2 protein-coding genes are annotated in these 3,263 nt (G+C 38.8%); both read right to left on the reverse strand.

Annotated features, from left to right (window positions below):
* Nucleotides 1-362: 362 nt before the first annotated feature.
* Nucleotides 363-1,658, reverse strand: coding sequence for a group II intron reverse transcriptase/maturase (ltrA, locus tag HMPREF9442_RS11755; protein WP_007567572.1), 1,296 nt, complete (start codon nucleotides 1,656-1,658; stop codon nucleotides 363-365).
* A gap of 745 nt (nucleotides 1,659-2,403) precedes the next feature.
* Nucleotides 2,404-3,204: a 23S rRNA (adenine(2058)-N(6))-methyltransferase Erm(F) gene (gene erm(F) / locus HMPREF9442_RS11760; RefSeq protein ID WP_004295323.1), complete on the reverse strand. Its 801-nt coding sequence runs from the start codon at nucleotides 3,202-3,204 to the stop codon at nucleotides 2,404-2,406.
* Between the last annotated feature and the right edge of the window lie 59 nt (nucleotides 3,205-3,263).

The raw sequence follows: 3,263 nt of genomic DNA on the forward strand, positions 1-3,263 counted from the left end.
GATTTGATACGTTCAATCATTTTTGTTGTTGAAATCGTGGAGAAGTGAATAGACAGTATTACCCGACAGAGCAACTATGACAACGTAACGCCTTTACAAAAAAGTCGGTACACGAAACCCATAGACTAATTGTCTTGACCTAAAAGAGATTGGAATTTTCAGGACTGCCTATCACTTAGATAGAAGTCCAAGGTCTGCTGAAATACATAATTCAAAAATTGAAATTGCTTGACTGCAAATTTAGTAACTTTGCTTGACAAATTAACGAGAAAGAAGAGAAAATGAAAACCGACCGCATAATCGAGTAGACGGCTCCGCCAGTAACTGACGGAGTGCGCCTCTCACACCACCGAGCGTACGGGTCACGTACTCGGCGGTTCGCAAAGAGATGGGTTAAGTTGTAAATGTAATTCAGTTAAGGAAACATATCCTCTTTTCTTCAAGCGTTGTAAAGTAATGGTAGTGCCTAGAATAGGACTTTGTGCTATTGCCCAACCGCCTTTCCGTGTTCTGCTCCAAGCGTAGGCATGGTCTTGGTCTACACCTAATCGAATCAGGTTTTTCCTTTTCCTTTCGGGTTTTTTCCAATGATGCCAAATGCAATAGCGCAGTCGGTTGCGAAGCCAACCATCTAAATCTCGTAATTTGCCCAAAATACTCGTGCCTTGGAAATAGTTCAACCATCCGCGTTGCACTTCTTTTATCTTGGCAATACGCTCTTCAAATGTGGCTGGTGTGGTTTTTCGGGTGATTGTTTTAAGTCGTTCTTTTAGTTTCTTCCATGCTTTTTCCGATACAATAAGTTGGTATTGATTTTTACTTCCTTTCTCGTACGTAGGTACGAATCCGAAACCCAAAATTGTGAAGTGGATTGGTTTTCTGATACCACTCTTTTCTTCATTTATAGTTAATTTGAGTTTGTTTTTCAAAAACTTTTCAATTACCACTCTTGTTGCCTTGGCTTGATTGTGGCTTTTGCAATAAATACTAAAATCATCCGCATAACGTACAAATTTGTGTCCTCTTCGAGTCATTTCCTTATCCAGTTGATGTAGTAAAATGTTCGACAATAATGGACTTAAAGGGCTTCCTTGCGGAACGCCTTTTCTTCTCTTTCGTAGCTTTCCGTTGATTTTAATAGGTGCTCTGAGCCATTTGCGTATGAGTTGCATGGTAGCTTTGCATTTCACTTTTTGATAGATTAAATTCAGTAATAAACAGTGGTCAACTTCATCAAAGAAGTTTTTCAGGTCAATATCCACAATGTGGTTTAATCCTGAATGGATGTAATCCCGAGATTGTCCAACGGCTTGTCGGGCATTCTTGTGAGGTCTAAATCCATAGCTGTAATTACTAAATTCGGGCTCAAAAAGTGGTGCAATAGTTTGTGCTAAGGCTTGTTGCAACACACGTTCTGTAGTGGTGGGAACACCCAATAATCGAGTTTTCCCATTTCCTTTCGGAATTTCAATACCTAAAATGGGTTGTACTTGATAGTTGCCTTGTTTGATTGCTTCAATCAGTTGTAGTTTCTTTTCAGAAAACACCTTGCGGAGCTCTCTTATAGAAACACCATCAACACCCGCACTACCTTTATTGGCAATCACGTGTTCCAATGCTCTTTGAAGATTAAACGGATGTACTACTCTTGTTATCATTTTAGTTGTTTTTAACCTGTTTTCGTTAAGTAGGGCTACTATGTGTTCCGTTACCTATTGAAAACCTCTTTACGTTCAGTCCTTCCTTGTTTGTGAGACCTATGCGGTATCTATTCGCACCTCGTTTGCCCTCAAGTACTATGACCTCTGCTGACTTCTTGGATTGATTAACTCGTAATCGCCAAGACCTCCCCTGGTAAATGCTTTTTCCTTCCGTCTATCGCCGGTACATCTACATAACAATAATCTGATTTAATAGCATGTTCAGAACACTGTTTTGGACTTCGTATTGCTGTGGATACTCATCCTTATTGTTATGCCTCTTATGTACTTTCTGTTCGTCGGTACAGACTTTTGCAGTTCTGCTTCCTTCAGTGCATACCTCACGATAAACCACCTTGCAGCTTGCTAACGATTCGGGGTTTCAATCCGCTCGTAAGGGACTTGCACCCTCTGGAAAAATAACACCCCGAAAACTTGGTTCGTAAAACTAAATTTGTATTTTTGAACTATTTGAAAAGCTTTCGGGGTGTGTCCTGCATATGCAGGGCACACACATATGGTAGCCGATAATTGCCGGCTTTCGTGCCAACTTGATACTTTGGTGCTTTTAACGAACCGAAGTGCTAAATTGATACGAAAGTGCTGTAAATCCGGCAACTACGGCTACCATTTTTCGTTATGCGGCAGCTTAAAAGACGACACCAAACCAGAAAAATCATCTTGACAACCACCCGACTTTGAACTACGAAGGATGAAATTTTTCAGGGACAACTTCCAGCATTTCCAAAAAACAGTTTACCCATTGACTTGGAGACAAACAAACAATTTGAGCATTAAGGTTTAAACCGAATTTTTCCGAAATTGACCTGACCTGACTTTTCCTGAAAATCGACTTTAAAGCTGTTTTTACAGATAAATCAGGTTTCTCTAACAGACAGGAAATAAATGCTAAGTATTTGGCTTTAAACTTAAAATCAAAAAATAACTGTTTTCTTTTAATGTTTAACAGGGCTGATTTGACAGTTGGCGGTGGAAAGAAACTTTCAGGACCTACCTCATAGACAAGTTTCAAATCAAAAAAAGTATGATAGAAAACGGTATATGGATTGTAAAGCTTCCTCGAAAATAACTTTTGTGTAGGTTCTAACTGAAGGACAATGGAACCTCCCAGAAAATTTCCAAGACTCTCAAACATCAGGATTTTGAAAATATCGGAAGTAATGCCATAAGGAATATTTGACACCACTTTGAAAGGAAATTTCGGAACTGCAAAATTCCTAAAATCACAACCGACAACTTGAACATTTCGGGCATCAGAAAATAATTTTCGTAAATGTTCAACCAAAGCTGTGTCGTTTTCAATAGCAACAACATTGTTGGCGATTTTTAATAAATGAACAGTAAGAAACCCCTTGCCTGCCCCAATATCTAAAACCGTATCCTGATTACTTATATTTGCTTGTCTTATTGCATCTTTTATTAGCACTTTATCAATAGTAAAGTGCTGACCCGTAAAACGAACGGGCAATTTCTTTTTTGTCATTAGTAACTTCTTACAGGTGAATACTTGAATTGTTCCTTTCTGAATTTTCCTAAATACTT

The sequence above is a fragment of the Paraprevotella xylaniphila YIT 11841 genome (assembly GCF_000205165.1).
Taxonomy (GTDB): Bacteria; Bacteroidota; Bacteroidia; order Bacteroidales; family Bacteroidaceae; genus Paraprevotella; species Paraprevotella xylaniphila.